The 17,177-nt window shown below is 63.2% G+C and carries 13 protein-coding genes; 10 read left to right on the plus strand and 3 right to left on the minus strand.

The features are described 5' to 3' along the window. Positions 1-170: 170 nt before the first annotated feature. The 4 genes from FJ977_RS29505 to FJ977_RS29520 all read left to right on the plus strand — a co-directional run bounded on the left by FJ977_RS29505 (position 171) and on the right by FJ977_RS29520 (position 6,573). Complete coding sequence (locus tag FJ977_RS29505; RefSeq protein ID WP_140775728.1) at positions 171-1,829, plus strand: ABC transporter substrate-binding protein; 1,659 nt, start codon at positions 171-173, stop codon at positions 1,827-1,829. A 149-nt stretch (positions 1,830-1,978) separates the two neighbouring features. Further along, entirely contained in the window at positions 1,979-3,013 is a 1,035-nt protein-coding gene (locus FJ977_RS29510) for an ABC transporter permease (RefSeq protein ID WP_056571884.1), read from the plus strand. A gap of 11 nt (positions 3,014-3,024) precedes the next feature. Further along, on the plus strand, positions 3,025-4,182 hold the full coding sequence (locus FJ977_RS29515; RefSeq protein WP_140775729.1) for an ABC transporter permease: 1,158 nt from the start codon (positions 3,025-3,027) through the stop codon (positions 4,180-4,182). Between the two features lie 48 nt (positions 4,183-4,230). After that, entirely contained in the window at positions 4,231-6,573 is a 2,343-nt protein-coding gene (locus FJ977_RS29520) for an ABC transporter ATP-binding protein (protein ID WP_140775730.1), read from the plus strand. 12 nt (positions 6,574-6,585) lie between these two features. Here FJ977_RS29520 and FJ977_RS29525 read toward each other — a convergent pair whose 3' ends face one another. Continuing rightward, complete coding sequence (locus FJ977_RS29525) at positions 6,586-7,176, minus strand: transglycosylase SLT domain-containing protein (RefSeq protein ID WP_140775731.1); 591 nt, start codon at positions 7,174-7,176, stop codon at positions 6,586-6,588. 217 nt (positions 7,177-7,393) lie between these two features. Between FJ977_RS29525 and FJ977_RS29530 the strand changes: the two genes are divergently transcribed. Continuing rightward, positions 7,394-8,932, plus strand: a complete 1,539-nt coding sequence (locus FJ977_RS29530) for a trimethylamine methyltransferase family protein (protein WP_140775732.1) — start codon at positions 7,394-7,396, stop codon at positions 8,930-8,932. A 57-nt stretch (positions 8,933-8,989) separates the two neighbouring features. Beyond that, on the plus strand, positions 8,990-11,416 hold the full coding sequence (locus FJ977_RS29535) for an FAD-dependent oxidoreductase (protein WP_140775733.1): 2,427 nt from the start codon (positions 8,990-8,992) through the stop codon (positions 11,414-11,416). A gap of 22 nt (positions 11,417-11,438) precedes the next feature. On the opposite strand, the gene FJ977_RS29540 is transcribed toward FJ977_RS29535, so the two are convergent. Next, the gene (locus FJ977_RS29540; RefSeq protein WP_140775734.1) at positions 11,439-11,831 is read right to left on the minus strand and encodes a DoxX family protein; all 393 of its coding nucleotides are present in this window, start codon (positions 11,829-11,831) and stop codon (positions 11,439-11,441) included. Between the two features lie 201 nt (positions 11,832-12,032). Here FJ977_RS29540 and FJ977_RS29545 point away from each other — a divergent pair, with 201 nt between their 5' ends. Then, positions 12,033-12,521: a hypothetical protein gene (locus FJ977_RS29545; protein ID WP_140775735.1), complete on the plus strand. Its 489-nt coding sequence runs from the start codon at positions 12,033-12,035 to the stop codon at positions 12,519-12,521. Positions 12,522-12,600: 79 nt separating this feature from the next. On the opposite strand, the gene FJ977_RS29550 is transcribed toward FJ977_RS29545, so the two are convergent. Beyond that, positions 12,601-13,377, minus strand: a complete 777-nt coding sequence (locus FJ977_RS29550) for a VOC family protein (RefSeq protein WP_140775736.1) — start codon at positions 13,375-13,377, stop codon at positions 12,601-12,603. Positions 13,378-13,551: 174 nt separating this feature from the next. Between FJ977_RS29550 and FJ977_RS29555 the strand changes: the two genes are divergently transcribed. From FJ977_RS29555 to preA, 3 genes are all read left to right on the plus strand, one after another. Beyond that, complete coding sequence (locus FJ977_RS29555; RefSeq protein WP_140775737.1) at positions 13,552-14,286, plus strand: gamma-glutamylcyclotransferase; 735 nt, start codon at positions 13,552-13,554, stop codon at positions 14,284-14,286. 120 nt (positions 14,287-14,406) lie between these two features. Continuing rightward, a complete protein-coding gene (locus tag FJ977_RS29560) occupies positions 14,407-15,771 on the plus strand; it encodes an NAD(P)-dependent oxidoreductase (RefSeq protein WP_140775738.1) in 1,365 nt (454 codons plus the stop codon). A gap of 2 nt (positions 15,772-15,773) precedes the next feature. Then, on the plus strand, positions 15,774-17,087 hold the full coding sequence (preA, locus tag FJ977_RS29565; RefSeq protein ID WP_140775739.1) for an NAD-dependent dihydropyrimidine dehydrogenase subunit PreA: 1,314 nt from the start codon (positions 15,774-15,776) through the stop codon (positions 17,085-17,087). Positions 17,088-17,177 lie beyond the last annotated feature (90 nt).

Genomic DNA, 17,177 nt, shown 5'->3' on the forward strand with positions numbered 1-17,177 from the left:
GCGGAATCTGGGCGCACTAGCAATTTTGCGTCAAGACTGTCGCTATCGCGCGTACCGCTCCCTTTTCAAAGTTGCACATTCGCTAACATGTTCCCAATCCAAGCCATCTTTGACATCATGGCCTGGATGCGGAATGTTAAACGGCGGAAAGCCAACAATGGGAGTTAGTCATGACAATCTATAAAAGTAACGGCGACAGCGTTCCGGACCACATCCTGGCCATGGCCGAAGAAGCCAAGGCAGGAACAGTGGACCGCCGCGAATTCCTGGCGCTTGCCAGCGTCTTCGGCGCTTCGACGGCCATGGCTTACGGTCTGCTCGGCCTTGCCGCCCCAACGCCGGCCAGGGCCGAGGACGTGCAGGGCAAGAAGGGCGGCGTGATCAAAGTCGCCATGTCGGTCAAGGATCCCAAGGATCCGCGCACGGCGGACTGGTCGGAGATTTCCAATGCCGAGCGCCAGGCGCTCGAACCGCTGGTGAAATATACCAAGGAGTACACCTTCGCGCCGTATCTGCTGGCGAGCTGGGACATCAACGACGACGCCACCGAGTACACGCTGCATGTGCGGCCGGGCGTCGAATGGAACAATGGCGACAAGTTCACGGCCGACGACGTGATCTACAATTTCACCCGCTGGGCCGACAAGTCCGCCGAAGGCAACTCGATGCCGGGACGCCTCGGCAGCCTCGTCGATGATACGACCAAGAAGCTGCGCGAAGGCTCGGTGGTCAAGGTTGACGACATGACGGTCAAGCTCAAGCTGACCAAGCCGGATATCGCCATCATCCCGAACCTGTGCGATTATCCCGGCCTCATCGTTCACAAGACCTTCGACGAGAAGGGCGCGAACTTCAAGAACTGCCCGATCGGCACCGGTCCGTTCGAACTCGTCTCCTACGACGTCGGTCAGAAGGTCGTCTACAAGCGCCGCACGACCGGCAAGTGGTGGCAGGGCGAGGCCTTCCTCGACGGCGTCGAGTTCATCGACTACGGCACCGATCCGGCTGCGACGGTTTCGGCCTTCGAATCGGGCGAAGTGCAGACCAACCACGAGACGACCGCCGACTACGTCAAGATCATCGAAGGCGTCGGCGCGCCGGCCTCGGAAGTTGTGACCGCAGCCACCGTGGTGTCGCGTTTCAACGTCAACGCCAAGCCTTATGGCGACCAGAAGGTGCGTCAGGCGATGTGCCTGGCCGTCGACAATTCTGTGGTGCTGCAGCTTGGTTACGGCAACGCCGGAACGCCGGCCGAAAACCACCATGTCGCGCCGATCCATCCGGAATATGTCGAACTGCCGAAGATCAAGCGCGACATCGCCAAGGCCAAGCAGATGCTGACGGAAGCCGGCGTGATCGATTTCGAGCACGAGCTGATCAGCAATGACGAGGACTACCACAAGAACACCACGGACGCGATCGCGGCCCAGCTGCGCGAGGCCGGCATCAAGGTGAAGCGCACCGTGCTGCCGAGCTCGACCTTCTGGAACGACTGGACGAAGTATCCGTTCTCGGAGACCAACTGGAACATGCGTCCGCTGGGCATCCAGGTCATCGCCATCGCCTACCGCACGGGCGAGGCCTGGAACGAGACGGCCTACGCCAATCCGGAGTTCGACAAGAAGGTCAACGAGGCGCTCGGGATCGCCGATGCGGAGAAGCGCAAGGTGGTGATGAAGGACATCGAGCAGATCCTGCAGGATTCCGGCATCATCATCCAGCCCTACTGGCGCAAGCTCTACATCAACATCAAGCCCGAGGTGAAGAACCACTCGATGCACCCCACCTACGAGCACGACTTCGGCAAGGTCTGGCTCGATCAGGCGTGACCCACAGCTTGATGAATGCGAAGGGCGCATGGCCCTTCGTATTCGCGGGATCGCCGCCGTTGCATGAGATGCAGCGGCGGCGTGATGTCACAAGGTTTTCGTCACAGGGTTGACCATATGACCCCAACCCGGCCGGCAGGGGGGCACACATGTTCTCATTCATCATCAGACGCATCGGCACAATCCTGCTCACGATGCTGTGCCTGACGCTGGTCGTCTTCTTCCTCGTCAATCTCGAACCCAATCTGAAGAAGCTGGCGATCAGCCAGACCGAAATGCACACATCGGCCGATCAGCTCGAAAGCTGGCTGGTCAACCATGGCTACCGCCAGAACTTCTTCTCGCGCTATGGGCAGTGGCTCGGCGTCCTGCCCAAGCAACCGATCACCGATCCGGCGACCGGCAAGACGACGCAGCGCTTCACATTCTGCAACGACCCGACCGTGCCGACATTCTCCGGCGTGATCGAGGGCGATTTCGGCTGCTCGACCAAGTTCAAGACCACGGTCGCGGCCAAGCTGTTCCCGGCGCTCGGCGCCACCGGCATCCTGATGTTCTGGGTGCTGGTGGTGATGGTGCCGGTTTCGCTGCTGATCGGCATTCTCGCCGGCATGCGCGAGGGGTCACGGACCGACCGAGTGCTTTCTGTCGCCTCGATCGCCTCGACGGCGACGCCTGAATATGTGTCTGGCGTCATCTTCACCGTCGTCTTCGCCTCCTGGCTCGGCTGGCTGAACGGCTCGGCCGCCTCGGCGAGCCAGGGCATCACCTTCTACAATTTCACGCTGCCGGTGATCACGCTGGCGATCTACGGCATCGGCTACATCGCGCGCATGACGCGCGCCTCGATGGTCGAGGTGATGACGCAGCAATATATCCGCACTGCGCGGTTGAAGGGCCTTTCCTTTCGCGGCGTGGTGGTCAAGCACGCACTGCGCAACGCGCTGATAGCGCCCTTCACCGTCATCATGCTGCAGTTTCCCTGGCTGCTCACCGGTGTCGTCATCGTCGAGGTCATGTTCCGCTACCAGGGCTTCGGCTACACGCTGGTCGAGGCCGCCGGCAACAACGACATCGATCTCTTGCTCGGCTGTTCGCTGGTCTCGGTGTTCATCGTCCTGATCACGCAGCTCATTTCCGATGTCGGCTACGCGTTCCTCAATCCGCGCATCCGCGTTCAGTAGGGAGAAGGCGCATGCAAGCTCAATATATCGGCGCCTCCACCATCATCCTTGAAGTGCTGTGGCGCTTCTGGCCGGTCTGGGTCGCGCTCGTCATCGTCATGGGGGCGAGCTTTCTCTACAAGAAGAAGCTGGCGCTCTATGGCCAGCTTTTCGACAGCGGCGTCGGCATAGCGGGTGTGTTCATCTGCCTGTTCTGGCTGTTCACGGCGATCTTCGCCTCAACCATCTCGCCGTTCGATCCGCTGGGCCAGATCCCGATCATGAAGGACACGCTGCCGGGCGCCATCGAGCCGCAATCGGGGCTCGTCTATCTCTTCGGCGGCGACAAGCTGGCGCGCGACGTGTTTTCGCGCATGGTCTACGGCAGCCAGATCGTGCTGATCATCGCACCTGCAGCAACCGGTTTCGCGCTGATGGTCGGCATCACGCTCGGCCTGCCGGCCGGCTATTACGGCGGCAAGATCGATTCCATCCTGTCTTTCCTGGCCAACCTCGTTCTGGCCTTCCCGGTGATCCTGCTGTTCTACCTGCTGGTGACGCCCGGGATCATGGACACGCCGATCCCCTATGCGCTGGCCGGCGTCTTCTTCCTGTTTCCGATCATCTTCTTCAGCGTTCTGTTCTGGACGCGCTTCAAGAACCGGCCGGACCGGATCTACATCCTGCTCGGCCTGACGCTGATCATAGGCGGCTGGATCTATCTCGGCCTTGTCTTCGACAGGGACCCGCTGCACATCGTGCATATCGACCCCAACCAGCTCAACATCTTCGTGGCGGTGGTGTTCGCCTCCAGCCCCGGCGTGTTCCGCATCGTGCGCGGCCTGGTGATGGACATCAAGACGCGCGACTATGTGGCGGCGGCGCAGACGCGTGGTGAATCACCCTGGTACATCATGCTGTGGGAGATCCTGCCCAATGCGCGCGGCCCGCTGATCGTCGATGCCTGCCTGCGCATCGGCTACACCACGATCCTGCTCGGGACGCTCGGCTATTTCGGCCTCGGCCTGGCGCCGGAGAGCCCTGACTGGGGCACGGCGATCAAGGATGCCAGCCGGCTCCTGCGCTCCTTCATCCACCCGGCGCTGCCGCCGACGATCGCGCTGATGTCGTTCGTGCTGGGGCTCAACCTGTTGGCCGACTCGCTGCGCGAGCAATCGATGAAAGACTGATTGACGGGCCCTGGCCCGCCTCTGGTATAATTTGGATTGGAGCGACCCATGAACGAGGCAGTTCGAAATCCCGACAAGCCGACCCCTGGGCCGACCCCTGGGCCGATCATCGAGATCGAGAACCTGTCGATCTCCTTCTTCACCCGCAAGGGCGAGATACCGGCCGTCATGGATTTTTCCTGCACGGTCATGCCCGGCGAAGCGATGGGCATCGTCGGCGAATCCGGCTGCGGCAAGTCGACCGTGTCGCTCGGCATCATGCGCGACCTCTCCAACATCGGAAAGATCGTCGGCGGCAAGATCAAGTTCCAGGGCAAGGATATGGGCGAGCTCTCCGAGGAGGAGCTGCGCGCCATCCGCGGCAACAAGATCGCCATGATCTACCAGGAGCCGATGGCCAGCCTCAATCCGGCGATGAAGATCGGCCAGCAGCTGATGGAAGTGCCGCTGATCCACGACAAGGTGTCGAAGGAAGAGGCCTATAAACGCGCGGTCGAAATGGTGCGCTCGGTCAAGCTGCCGGACCCCGAGCGCATGATGCGTTCCTATCCGCACCAGCTGTCAGGCGGCCAGCAGCAGCGTATCGTCATTGCCATGGCGCTGCTGTCGAAGCCGGCGCTGCTTCTGCTCGACGAGCCGACGACGGCGCTCGACGTGACGGTGGAGGCTGGCATCGTCGAACTGGTCAAGGGGCTGGGCGAAAAGTTCGGCACCTCGATGATCTTCGTGTCGCACAATCTGGGCCTTATCCTCGAGACTTGCGACAGGATCACGGTCATGTATTCGGGCGAGGCGGTCGAGACCGGCAAGATCAAGGACGTCTTCGACCGGATGCGCCATCCCTACACGCAAGGGCTGTTCCGCTCGATCCCGCTGCCCGGCGCCGACAAGAACTCGCGGCCGCTGATTGCCATTCCGGGCCAGTTGCCGCTGCCGCATGAGCGGCCGAAGGGCTGCAATTTCGGCCCGCGCTGCCACCATTTTGTCGAAGGCGTCTGCAACGCCGCCGAAATCCCCATGGTCGAGGTCGCCGGTCACGAGGGCCATTTCTCGCGCTGCGTGCGTTTCAACGAGATCGACTGGGAGGCGCTGCCGCCCGGCGCCAAGAAGGTCAATGAGCGCGTCGTGCCCGGCGCGCCGGTGCTCAAGATCGAGGATCTGAGGAAGTACTACAAGGTCGGCGGCAGCGAGGTGTTCGGGTCGAGCGAAGGCCGTGTCGTCAAGGCCAACGAGACCATCTCCTTCATGGCGCGCGAATCCGAGACGGTCGCCATCGTCGGCGAATCCGGCTGCGGAAAGTCGACGCTGGCCAAGGTATTGCTCGGCCTGGAGACGGCAAGTGCCGGCACCGTGACGCTGGGCAACAAGGAGATCCAGTCGACCGGCATCGAGAAGCGCAGCGTCGACACCGTGTCCTCGATCCAGATGGTGTTCCAGAACCCGTTCGATACGCTCAATCCCAGCCATTCGGTCGGTTCGCAGATCATCCGCACGCTGGAGAAGTTCCACGTCGGCAAGACGGTCGCCGACCGGCGCAAGCGCATGCTGGAACTGCTCGACCTGGTGAAGCTGCCGCGCGCCTTCGAGACGCGCAAGCCGCGCCAGCTTTCCGGTGGCCAGAAGCAGCGCATCGGCGTGGCGCGCGCCTTTGCCGGCGACGCCAAGGTGGTGGTGGCCGACGAGCCGGTCTCCGCACTCGACGTGTCGGTGCAGGCGGCGGTGACCGAATTGCTGATGGATATCCAGCGCAAGAACAAGACGACGATGCTGTTCATCAGCCACGATCTGTCCGTCGTGCGCTATATCGCGGACCGCGTCGTGGTCATGTATCTCGGCTACATCGTCGAGCAAGGCACGACCGACCAAATCTTCGCGCCGCCCTATCATCCGTATACCGAGGCGCTGCTGTCGGCGATCCCGATCGCCGACACCAGCGTGGTCAAGAAGCACATCGTGCTTGAGGGCGACATCCCGTCGGCGATGAACCCGCCGTCTGGCTGCCCGTTCCAGACGCGCTGCGGCTACAAGAAGCTGGTGCCGGACAATCTGTGCGAGACCAAGGTGCCGCCGGTCAAGCATCTCGGTGACGGCCATATGAGCCTGTGCTGGCTGGCCGATGACGTGCTGGCGCAGATGGAGCCGGTGATCAAGTTCGACAAGGAACACGCCGCGCATGAGGGCGTGCCGGACGACGCGCAGGGCACCGGGCCGGGTTTGGCCGGGACGGCGCCCAACCGGCCGCGTGGCAAAACGGGCAGCGCGGAAGCCGACCAGATCGGGGACGCAGTGGAGCAGGGCGAGGCCGGCATGCGAGCCCGTCGCCACGAAGTCCGCGACGAGGTTTCCGAAACCGGTGTTTCGAAGCCGAAAGACACGACGAGGCGGCACTAACCCGGGCAGCTATCAGGAGCCGCATTGCCGTAGCTGCGCTTCATAGTCTCGGGCCATCTTGTCGGTGGCCCGGGCGTAGCCCTGCACCCCGGCGTCGCCGCGGTTGCCGCGGCCATAGGCAGTCCAGCCGAGATAGTAGGCGAGATAGAGATTGTAGGTGTCGTTGCGGGCGACGCCGTAGGTGTCTGATGTCTTGGAGTGATACCAGCCGACGAAGTCGACAGCGTCGGCGAATTTGGTGCGCCGCGCCGCCCAGTTGCCGGTCTCGCGCTGATATTGCGACCATGTGCCGTCCAGCGCCTGCGAGAAGCCGGTGGCCGACGAGACGTGCTTCCATGGAATGAAGCCGAGCAGCTTGGTGCGCGGCGGCCGGGCATTGCTCTTGAAGCCGGATTCCTTGCGCACCGTCGCCATCAGCACGGGGACGGGGATGCCGTATTTCTGCTCTGTCCGTTCGGCCGCCGACTGCCAGTTGTCGAACCAGCCGTCATTCTGGTCGAAGACGGCACAGACATTGTTGATGTGGCTGGGCGCGGTCGCGCAGGCCGACAATGCCAGCAACACGCCAACCGCTACAATTTTACTAAAACTCGACCTACGCATTGGATGAGCAATAGGCCGAAATCATAAAGGGAATCTTGCTGGCTCCGTTAATGCTCCGCCGCCATCAGCGCTTGAGAAAATGCCATATCGGTATTCCGACGCACCCTGTCGCTTTTTATAAAAGGCTGCTGCGCAGATGCCGCCTTGACTAAAATCGCGCCTGTAAGCGGCGCATTTCTGACAGCTTGCCCGGTCTGCCGAAGCTTTGATGCCAGGCATGAACGAACCAAGACGCAAGCGCGGCGCCGAGCGCACCAGCAACCGAGGCCCAGCGCCCATCCCGCAACTGCCGCAAAGGCGCGTGAGGAACCCCTATCCGCCGATGGCGCTGCTGTCGCCCGACCAGATCGAGGCGATCCACCAGGCGTCGATGCATATATTGGAGAATTTCGGTATCGAGGTGATGAGCCCGCGGGCGCTGTCGCTGTTCGAGAAAGCCGGTGCCGTGGTCGATCATGCAACGGCCAATGTCCGCATCGATCGCGGCATGGTTGACGAGGCGCTGAAGACCACACGGCCCACCTATACGCTGACACCCCGCAACCCGGCCAACACAATCCATCTCGGCGGCAACACCATCAATTTCACCCTCGTAGCCGGGCCGCCCAATGTGCACGACATGGAGCGAGGCCGCCGCGCCGGCAATCTGCGCGACTATGCGGACCTGACCCGGCTGGCGCAGCATTTCAACTGCGTCCACATGCTCGGCAACCAGGTATGCGCGCCGGTCGAGCTGCCGGCCAATTCGCGCCATCTCGACACCTACTTCACCAATCTGATGCTGACCGACAAGAGTTTCCATGTCTCGGCGATCGGCCGGGGCAGGGCGCTGGACGGCGTCGAGATGATGGCGATCGCGCGCGGCCTGACGCTCGACCAGCTGCGCGAGGATCCCGGCATCGCCACCATCATCTCGGTCAACTCGCCGCGCCGCTTCGACGAGATGATGGCCGAAGGGCTGATGACGATGGCCGAGTTCGGCCAGTCGGTGGCGGTCACGCCGTTCACCCTGATGGGGGCGATGAGCCCGGTGACGCTGGCGGGCGCCTTGGCGCAGCAGAATGCCGAGGCGCTGTTCGGCGTCGTGCTGACGCAGCTGGTGCGACCCGGTGCGCCGGTGATGTATGGTGCCTTTACCTCCAATGTCGACATGAAGTCCGGGGCGCCGGCCTTCGGCACGCCTGAAAACACCAAGGCCAACATCGCCTCGGGACAATTGGCCCGGCGCTACGGGCTGCCGTACCGGACAACGCCGGGCTCGGCTTCCAACGCCGCCGATGCGCAAGGCGCCTATGAGACGCTGATGGCGCTGTGGGGCGCCGTGCTCGGCCATGGCAACCTCGTCTACCACGCCGCCGGCTGGCAGGAGGGTGGGCTGACGGCATCCTTCGAGAAGTTCATCATCGATGTCGAGATGATCCAGCACATGATGGAGTTCCTGCGACCGATCGAAGTCAACGAGGCCGAGCTTGCCGTCGAGGCGTTGGGCGCGGTGCCGACCGGCGGCCATTTCTTCGGCGAGCCGCACACGCTGGAGCGCTACGCCACCGCCTTCTACCAGCCGATGCTGTCCAACTGGCAGAATTTCGAGGCCTGGCAGGAGGCAGGTGGGCTCGACGCAACGGCGCGCGCGACGCGGCTGTGGAAGAAGGCGCTGGAGGACTATGTCGAGCCGGCGATGGATATCGCCGTGCGCGAGGCGCTGGAGGCCTACGTGGCCAGGCGCAAGGAAGCGATCGGGCAGGGCGAGCCATGATGCCTTCCGTCCTGAATCCACTCTCCCGTCCAATCCATTGATATCAGAGAAAAATCCATGAAGTCGCATGCAAAGGTCGTGGTCATTGGCGGCGGTGTCGTCGGGTGCTCCGTGCTGTTCCATCTCGCCCGCCACGGCTGGACCGACGTGGTGCTGCTGGAACGCGACGAGCTGACCTCGGGTTCGACCTGGCACGCGGCCGGCGGCATGCACACGATCAATGGCGATCCCAACGTCGCCAAGCTGCAGAAATACACGATCAGCCTCTACAGGGAGATCGAGGAACTGTCGGGACAGGCGACCGGCGTGCACCTGACCGGCGGCGTGCTGCTGGCGGCGACCGAGGCACGGCTGGACTGGCTGCGCGGTGTCGTCGCCAAGGGGCGCTACCTCGGCATCGACCTGGAAGTGATCTCGCCTGCCGAGGCGGCCGAACTGATGCCGCTGATCGATCCCAAGCAATTCGTCGGCGCCGTCAGAAACAAGGAGGATGGCCATCTCGATCCCTCGGGTGTCACGCATGCCTATGCCAAGGCCGCGCGCAAACTCGGCGCCGAGGTCGAGCGCTTCACCAAGGTCGAGGACATCGTGCGGCGGCCCGACGGGATGTGGCGCGTCATCACCAACAAGGGCGAGGTGGTGGCCGAGCATGTCGTCAATGCCGGCGGCTTGTGGGCGCGCGAAGTCGGCCGCATGGTCGGCCTCGAACTGCCGGTGCTGGCCATGGAGCACATGTACCTGATCACCGAGGACATGCCGGAGGTTGCCGCCTGGAACGCCAAGACCGGCACCGAGATCATCCATGCGGTCGATTTCGACGGCGAGCTTTACCTGCGCCAGGAGCGCGGCGGCATGTTGATGGGCACCTACGAGAAGGCCAACAAGCCATGGTCCGAATACCAGACGCCATGGAATTTCGGCCATGAACTGCTCGAGCCCGACATCGACCGCATCGCGCCGTCTCTCGAGGTTGGATTCCGCCACTTCCCGGCTTTCCAGCACACCGGCATCAAGCAGATCATCAACGGGCCTTTCACCTTCGCGCCCGACGGCAACCCGCTTGTCGGGCCGGTGCGCGGCCTTCCGGGCTTCTGGGTCGCCTGCGGCGTCATGGCCGGCTTCAGCCAGGGCGGCGGCGTCGGCCTGGCGCTGTCCAACTGGATGATCGAGGGCGATCCCGGCGCCGACATCTGGGCGATGGATGTGGCACGCTACGGCGATTGGGCGACGATGGCCTACACCAATGCCAAGGTGCGCGAGAACTATTCCAGGCGTTTTTCCATCCGCTTTCCCAATGAGGAACTGCCTGCCGGACGGCCGCTGAAGACGACCCCCGTCTATGACCTCTTGTCGGCCAGGGGTGCGCAGTGGGGTGTCGCCTACGGGCTGGAAGTGCCGCTCTGGTACGCGCCGGAGGGCATCAAGGATGAGTTCTCGTGGCGGCGTTCAAGCGATTTCACTCATGTCGCCAGCGAGGTCGCAACGGTGCGCGGCGGCGTCGGCCTGTCGGAGATTTCGAGCTTCGCCAAATACAAGGTCACGGGCGAGGGGGCTGCCGTCTGGCTCGACCGGATGCTCGCCTGCAAATTGCCGAAACCCGGCCGCATGACGCTGGCGCCAATGCTCAAGGAGGACGGCAGGCTGATCGGCGATTTCACACTGGCCAATCTGGGCGCGGATGGCTGGTTCCTCGCCGGCTCCGGCGTTGCCGAGCAATATCATATGCGCTGGTTCGAGGCGCATCTGCCGGGGGATGGCTCGGTTCATATCGAGGCAATGGGCACGAAACTTACCGGCCTTGCGATTGCCGGCCCGAAGGCGCGGGACGTGCTGGCCAAGGTCAGCCGCGCCGATGTCTCCAACGCGGCGTTTCCGTTCATGGCGGCAGCGGCGATGGATATCGGCATGGCGCCGTGCCTTGTCGGCCGCGTCAGCTACACCGGCGATCTCGGCTACGAGATCTGGGTGGCGCCGGAATACCAGCGCGCGGCTTATCATGCGCTGATGGCGGCGGGCGAGGAGTTCGGCATCGGCCTGTTCGGCTCGCGCGCGCTCAATGCGCTGCGGCTGGAGAAGAATTACGGCTCATGGGGACGCGAATACCGGCCGATCTATGGGCCGCTGGAAGCCGGGCTCGACCGTTTCGTCGCCTATGGCAAGGACGCCGATTTCATCGGCAAGGCGGCGGCGCTGGCCGAGCGCAAGCAAGGCGGCAAGCTACGGCTGCGCAGCTTCATCGTGGATGCGGATGATGCCGATGTCATCGGCGACGAGCCGATCTGGTTCGGCGGGGCGGTGCGCGGCTGGGTGACATCAGGCGGCTACGCGCATCATTCGAGAAAATCGGTCGCCGTCGGCTACGTGCCGAAGGAGATCGCCGATGAGAGCGACGGGTTCGAGATCGAATTGCTGGGCAAGCGTCACGCGGCGCGCATCCAGGCGGCGCCGCTGTTCGACGCGAACTTCGAACGGATGCGGGGGTGAGGCTCACCCCCGGCATGGGGCATCAGGCGTTGCGGCGATTGTCCAGCGCGAAGGCACCGGCGCCGGCGAAGACCAGATAGAGGAAGATGAAGCAGAAGGAGATTGCCGCATCGCCGCCATTGTTGGCCGGGAAGAAGTCGCGCGGATAGTGCGCCATGAAATAGGCGATCGCCATCTCGCCGGCCAGAAGAAACGCGACGGGCCGCGTGAACAGGCCCAGTGCCAGCAGGATGCCGCCGGCGAATTCGAGGATACCCGCGGTGAGCGACAGGCTGTTCAGGGCATGAGGTTGGGCGCTTAGCGGGAAGTTGAACAGTTTCTGGCTGCCATGCTCGATGAACTGCAGAGCGGTCATGATGCGCAGCACGCCGAGTGCCTGCGGCTGGTATCTGGCAAGGCCTTCAAAAAGTTTCATCCGAACTCCATTTCCACCCTCCCGGCCCGGCGATAGATTATCGCCCAGCGATGGACCATTCACTTCCCTTGGCATGTCATCAACAATCGGTGATTGGAAATGTTCCCCGGTATGCCCTTTCATATTATTCTCGCTTGAGTTGCATTTATATCGCTATGGTTGTATTAGCATGAGCACTCTGAACAGGTGGATCTCCTTGCCATGAAAAAAGTCATCATCAGCCTATTCGCACTCGTCGCAGGCACCGGTTTCGCCATGGCGGAGGACGCCGGCTGCGAGGCCTTCAAATGGCCGGTGACGCGGGAACAGACGTTGTTTGCCGCGGCGCCGGCAACGCCGTCCGGAGCGACGCTGGCGGTCGGCGCGGCCGCTGATCTGGCGCTGGTGCCGGTCGACAAGGCCGGCTTCGCGGTGCCCCCTGAGCATGCTCCGGGAGAGGGCACGTTTGGCGCCGTCGCCAGCGTGGCCGTGCCGCCCGAAGGCGCCATTCAGATCAGCCTGTCCGGCGAGGCCTGGATCGATGTCATCCAGGACGGAAAGGCCGTGAAATCGGCCGGTTATAGCGGTGTGAAAACCTGCCCGGGTATCCGCAAAAGCGTGCGTTTCAAGCTTGCGGCCGGCCCGGCCACCATCCAGTTCAGTGGCGCGAAAAAGGCTGAGCTGAAGGTCGCGGTGCTGACGCCGGAATAAGTCGGCCGGTAGAGGCCTGCGGCCCTCCATCGATGGTGCGATGAAGGGCGTCGCTTCGCGCCTGCGGCGTCTATTGTCGTCAGCGCACCGGCGCCATCAAGGCGAAATGCGCGCCTTGTGGGTCCTGGCATTGCACGATCCAGCTGCCGCCGGGCACCTCCATCGGCCCCATCAGGATCTTGCCGCCATTGTCGGTGACCCGTTTTGCGGCCGCGTCGATGCCGGTGACGTTGAAATAGAACTGCCAGACCGGGACGGGGATTTGCGCTGGCTTGTTCATGATGCCGCCGCCGGATTCGGGGCCGGCCGCGAAAGTCTGGTAGATGCCCATCGGGCCCATGTCGAAATCGCCGGCATCGGTCCAACCGAACTGGCTGGAATAGAACTCGAACGCGGCCTTCCAATCGCTGGTGTAGAGCTCGTGCCAGCCGATATGGCCGGGTGTGCTGGCCGGCACCGGCGGCTGCGCGGCAAGGTTCGGCTGCAGGAACATGAACATCGCGCCCTGCGGGTCGGCAACGACAGCGAAACGGCCGACGCCCGGAATATCATCCGGCGCGCGGTGGACGGCGCCGCCAGCCTTTTTGAGTGCTTGCGTCGAAGCGTCGACATCGCCGGTGTAGATGTAACCCACCCAGGCCGGCGGCATGCCCATCTTGGCGGCATCATCGGGCATCGTCATCAACCCGCCGACGCCGCGCTCGCCGACATTCATGACGATATAGCGCGGCATGCCGGGAGCCGTGTCGAAGGGCTGGGCCGTCCAGCCGACAACCTTGGTATAGAAGGCCTCGGCGGCGTCGAGGTCTGATGTCATCAGTTCGTACCAGAAGAAGGGCATTGGGGATTTGGGCATGGTCGGTCTCCTCACCGTTCAGCATCGATCGTTGTCCGATCCATCGCAGGACGATCCTGGCGACGGAAATCCGACATCCGCCCGGACGAATAATGCCGACGCATGACATGCGTTCCCGGGTTGCGCGCCCGACTTTTTTCAATTTCTCTGCGGCAAAAGAGGGGTTGTCGTTTCATGCGCCTGATGTCGCTCACGCCTGAGCTTGTCGCACTGTGCCATCGGCAAGAGGCCGATCCCGGCCCGGACCCAAGCTGGACGGAGCTGAATGACGAGGATTTCCGGACCCTTGCCATGCGGCTTGCCGCTGAAGCGGACGAGGGGCCGCTCTGGGTGTTCGCCTACGGGTCGCTGATCTGGAAGCCGGAATTCGAATCGGTGGAGCAAAGGCTCGCCACGGCCTTCGGCTGGCACCGCTCCTTCTGCCTCGACATGGTGCGCTGGCGCGGCAGTGCCGAGCAGCCAGGGCTGATGATGGCGCTGGAACGGGGCGGACGGTGCAACGGCGTGATCTACCGCTTGCAGGAGGGCGAAAAACCGGCCCAGATCGAAAGGCTGCTGCGGCGCGAGATCAGCGACCACGAGAGCATCAGCTCGGTCCGGTGGCTGCCCGTGCATACGGCGCAAGGGCCGTTGCGGGCGCTTGGCTTCTGGGTTGGCGTGAAGGGGCGGGGAACGTCATTGGATCAGCCACTGGACAAGGTGGCAAGCATATTGGCCAGGGCCTGCGGCCATATCGGCTCCGGCGCTGAATATCTCTACAACACGGTCAGTCATCTCGAAGCGTTCGGCATCCACGACCGCAATCTGTGGCGGCTGCAGGAGCTGGTCGCGGACGAGGTCCGGGCACTCCATGGCCGGCCGGTCGACGAGGGCCATCCGGTCCGGCAAGAGCAGCCGTCCACAGCATAACATGAGTAAAAAAATCATGTTTTTATCAAGCCTTTTCAGCGGCTTGCGCCGAAAATTGACCAATTGATAAAAAAATAAAACGTGCTAGCCTTCCCCAAAACAAAACATGGGGAACTGACAATGCCAGAAGGCCAGTTCAAGGAAGGTATTGCCGGCGGCCGGCTCGCGGCCGAGCAGTATGCGGATAATTTTTCCGACCTGCATCCGCCGCTCGATCACCACGAGGCGCTGGTCGAATCCGACCGCTGCTATTTCTGCTACGACGCGCCATGCATGAATGCATGCCCGACCTCGATCGACATTCCGCTGTTCATCCGCCAGATCTCGACCGGCAATCCCATCGGCTCGGCCAAGACCATCTTCGACCAGAATATCCTGGGCGGCATGTGCGCCCGCGTCTGCCCGACCGAGACGCTGTGCGAAGAGGTCTGCGTGCGCGAGGTGGCGGAAGGCAAGCCGGTGCAGATCGGCCGCCTGCAGCGCTACGCCACCGATGTCGCGATGGCCGAGAACAAGCAGTTTTATCCGCGCGCCGAGGCGACGGGGAAGACCGTCGCCGTGGTCGGCGCCGGCCCGGCCGGCCTTGCCGCCGCGCACCGGCTCGCCCGCCATGGTCATGACGTGACCATCCTGGAAGCGCGCCCGAAGGCTGGCGGCCTCAACGAGTATGGCATCGCCGCCTACAAGAGCGTCGACAATTTCGCCCAGGCCGAGGTCGACTATGTCACGGCGATCGGCGGCATCGACATCCAGAACGGCAAGGCGCTAGGCCGCGACTACCAGCTCTCCGACCTGATCCGCAATTACGACGCGGTGTTCCTCGGCATGGGGCTCGGCGGCGTCAACGCGTTGCGCGCCGATGGCGAGGGTGCCGCCGGCGTCATCAATGCGGTAGAGTTCATCGCCGAGCTACGCCAGGCCAGCGATCTCTCCGGCCTGCCGGTTGGCCGCCGCGTCGTCGTGATCGGCGGCGGCATGACGGCGATCGATGCGGCCGTGCAGTCGAAGCTGCTCGGCGCCGAGGAGGTGACGATCTGCTACCGGCGCGGCCAGGAGCACATGAACGCTTCCGAGTTCGAGCAGGATCTGGCGGCCGCCAACGGCGTCACCATCCGCCACTGGCTGCAGCCGAAGCGTGTGATCGCCGAGGCCGGCAAGGTGTCGGGTATAGAGCTCGAATACACGGCATTGAAGGGCGACAAGCTCGCCGGCACGGGCGAGACGCTGACGCTCGTCGCCGACCAGGTTTTCAAGGCGATCGGCCAGAGCTTTGTTCCAGCTGCCCTCAACGGCAGCGGAGCCTCGATCGACCTCGAAGCCGGCCGCATCAAGGTCGACGCGGAAGGGCGTACCTCGCTGGCGAAAGTCTGGGCTGGCGGCGACTGCATCTTTGGTGGTGACGATTTGACCGTCTCGGCCGTGGCGCAAGGGCGCGATGCGGCGGAATCAATCAACCGGGCGCTGACCTCGAACGGGAGGGCATGAGCATGGCAGACATCAGAAACAATTTCGTCGGCATCAAATCGCCAAATCCGTTCTGGCTGGCCTCGGCGCCGCCGACCGACAAGGCCTACAACGTCATCCGCGCCTTCAAGGCGGGGTGGGGCGGCGTGGTCTGGAAGACGCTGGGCGAGGAAGGGCCGCCGGTCGTCAACGTCAACGGTCCGCGCTATGGCGCGATCTGGGGCGCCGACCGTCGCCTGCTCGGTCTCAACAACATCGAACTGATCACCGACCGCGACCTGCAGACCAATCTGCGCGAGATGAAGCAGGTCAAGATGGATTGGCCTGATCGTGCGCTGATCGCCTCGATCATGGTTCCCTGCGAAGAGGCGAGCTGGAAAGCCATCCTGCCGCTGGTCGAGGAGACCGGCGCCGACGGCATCGAGCTCAATTTCGGCTGCCCGCACGGCATGTCGGAGCGCGGCATGGGCGCCGCCGTCGGCCAGGTGCCGGAATATATCGAAATGGTGGTGCGCTGGTGCAAGCAATATACGCGCATGCCCGTCATCACCAAGCTGACGCCCAATATCACGGATATCCGCAAGCCCGCGCGGGCAGCACATGCCGGCGGCACCGACGCGGTGTCGCTGATCAACACCATCAATTCGATCACCGGTGTCGATCTCGACAGCTTCGCGCCGATGCCAACCATCGACGGCAAGGGCTCGCATGGCGGCTATTGCGGCCCGGCGGTGAAGCCGATCGCCATGAACATGGTGGCCGAAATCGCGCGCGATCCCGAAACCCGCGGCCTGCCGATCTCCGGCATTGGCGGCATCACCACCTGGCGCGACGCCGCCGAATTCCTGGCGCTCGGCGCCGGCAATGTGCAGGTGTGCACGGCGGCCATGACCTATGGCTTCAAGATCGTGCAGGAGATGATCGCGGGCCTCGAAAACTGGATGGACGAGAAGGGCCACCGCTCACTCGACGACGTCATCGGCCGCGCCACGCCCAACGTCACCGACTGGCAGTATCTCAACCTCAACTATGTCGCCAAGGCACATATCGACCAGGATGCCTGCATCAAATGCGGCCGCTGCCACATCGCCTGCGAGGACACCTCGCACCAGGCGATCACCAACATGGTCAACGGGGTCAGGCATTTCGAGGTGATCGAGGCCGAGTGCGTCGGCTGCAATCTGTGCGTCAATGTCTGCCCCGTCGACAATTGCATCACCATGGAGCCGCTGGCCGCCGGCGCCATGGATGAACGTACCGGCAAGCCGGTATCGCCAATCTACGCCAACTGGACGACGCACCCGAACAATCCGATGGCCAAGGTGGCGGCGGAGTAGGGCTGCCTTCACAGAACTTGCGTTCCTCGCCCCGTGAAATGACTGGGCTATGCACACATCTTCTGTGACTTGCGCGACTGGTCAGCCCGA

The organism is Mesorhizobium sp. B2-1-3A, from assembly GCF_006442655.1.
Lineage (GTDB): Bacteria > Pseudomonadota > Alphaproteobacteria > Rhizobiales > Rhizobiaceae > Mesorhizobium.

Bases quoted from the DNA above. Each gene is read 5' to 3' on its own strand.
- FJ977_RS29535 (WP_140775733.1), top strand. From the start codon at position 8,990: ATGAAGTCGCATGCAAAGGTCGTGGTCATTGGCGGCGGTGTCGTCGGG.
- FJ977_RS29545 (WP_140775735.1), top strand. From the start codon at position 12,033: ATGAAAAAAGTCATCATCAGCCTATTCGCACTCGTCGCAGGCACCGGT.
- FJ977_RS29540 (WP_140775734.1), bottom strand. From the start codon at position 11,831: ATGAAACTTTTTGAAGGCCTTGCCAGATACCAGCCGCAGGCACTCGGC.
- preA (WP_140775739.1), top strand. From the start codon at position 15,774: ATGGCAGACATCAGAAACAATTTCGTCGGCATCAAATCGCCAAATCCG.
- FJ977_RS29515 (WP_140775729.1), top strand. From the start codon at position 3,025: ATGCAAGCTCAATATATCGGCGCCTCCACCATCATCCTTGAAGTGCTG.
- FJ977_RS29520 (WP_140775730.1), top strand. From the start codon at position 4,231: ATGAACGAGGCAGTTCGAAATCCCGACAAGCCGACCCCTGGGCCGACC.
- FJ977_RS29555 (WP_140775737.1), top strand. From the start codon at position 13,552: ATGCGCCTGATGTCGCTCACGCCTGAGCTTGTCGCACTGTGCCATCGG.
- FJ977_RS29510 (WP_056571884.1), top strand. From the start codon at position 1,979: ATGTTCTCATTCATCATCAGACGCATCGGCACAATCCTGCTCACGATG.
- FJ977_RS29530 (WP_140775732.1), top strand. From the start codon at position 7,394: ATGAACGAACCAAGACGCAAGCGCGGCGCCGAGCGCACCAGCAACCGA.
- FJ977_RS29505 (WP_140775728.1), top strand. From the start codon at position 171: ATGACAATCTATAAAAGTAACGGCGACAGCGTTCCGGACCACATCCTG.
- FJ977_RS29525 (WP_140775731.1), bottom strand. From the start codon at position 7,176: ATGCGTAGGTCGAGTTTTAGTAAAATTGTAGCGGTTGGCGTGTTGCTG.
- FJ977_RS29550 (WP_140775736.1), bottom strand. From the start codon at position 13,377: ATGCCCAAATCCCCAATGCCCTTCTTCTGGTACGAACTGATGACATCA.
- FJ977_RS29560 (WP_140775738.1), top strand. From the start codon at position 14,407: ATGCCAGAAGGCCAGTTCAAGGAAGGTATTGCCGGCGGCCGGCTCGCG.